Annotated in this window: 1 protein-coding gene; it reads right to left on the reverse strand. The window is 47.3% G+C overall.

The genetic code is table 11. The features are described from left to right. Positions 1-260: 260 nt before the first annotated feature. On the reverse strand, positions 261-859 hold a 599-nt coding region (locus KIO97_RS24390), incomplete at its 5' end, for a MotA/TolQ/ExbB proton channel family protein (RefSeq protein ID WP_285384200.1).

Raw genomic sequence — 859 nt, forward strand, 5'->3', positions numbered from 1 at the left:
ACTATGTGTTCTCCGAGCTTGGCGGACAAGACATCAAATACACCATGCCCGCGCAAGACCGTTTTGAGGTCACGCTGACGGTCAATAACGAGCTGCGCGTGTTTGAGTGGCGAGCGGCGCTTATTTAATGCGCCAATAGGGAAAACTTCGCACTGACCAAAAGAACCGGTATCAACACCACCATCAAACTTAAAAAGGGCGTGATGTTTAAATCCGTTTCATTCCCTGACGCCTTTTTGTGAAAAGGATTATTTTTCATATCAAGCTCGCTTTTGGTACAACTTATTCAGCACTGTTGCACACCCCGTTTGAAGGCTCTCAATCGCTTTGTTGGAAGCATTATCGATAAACACGTACACCAACAACAAAGGAATGGCAACCATCAAACCAAACGCCGTCGTGTTCATCGCGACCGAGACAGATTCAGACAGCAGCGTCGACTTATCCGCTCCGGAGGCCTGAGCGACAGAAGCAAAACTTTGAATAAGCCCCATAATGGTACCTAACAACCCCAATAACGTAACCACATTCGCCAGCGTTGATATCACCGTAGTACGACGACTTAAACGGCGCACTGAATGAATAGCACTGATGCCTACAAGCTCTTCAAACTCTTCTTTAGAGATGGCATGCTCTTGATACTCTGTTGACGCCTCTCTTACCGTGTCCGCCAATACCGATCGCCCTTGCAATAAGGCCGTCAATGCTTGATGCTCATCACCTTCCACTGTTTGTGAAAACTGACGCGTTTCTTTGACGATTTGACGACGGTAAGTCATCATCACAATAAATCGCTCAATGACAATAGCCAATGCAATTAGGCCGATAGCCGCGATAGGGAACATGAATACGCCCCCGT

Source organism: Vibrio sp. B181a (genome assembly GCF_030248375.1).
Classification (GTDB): Bacteria; Pseudomonadota; Gammaproteobacteria; order Enterobacterales; family Vibrionaceae; genus Vibrio; species Vibrio campbellii.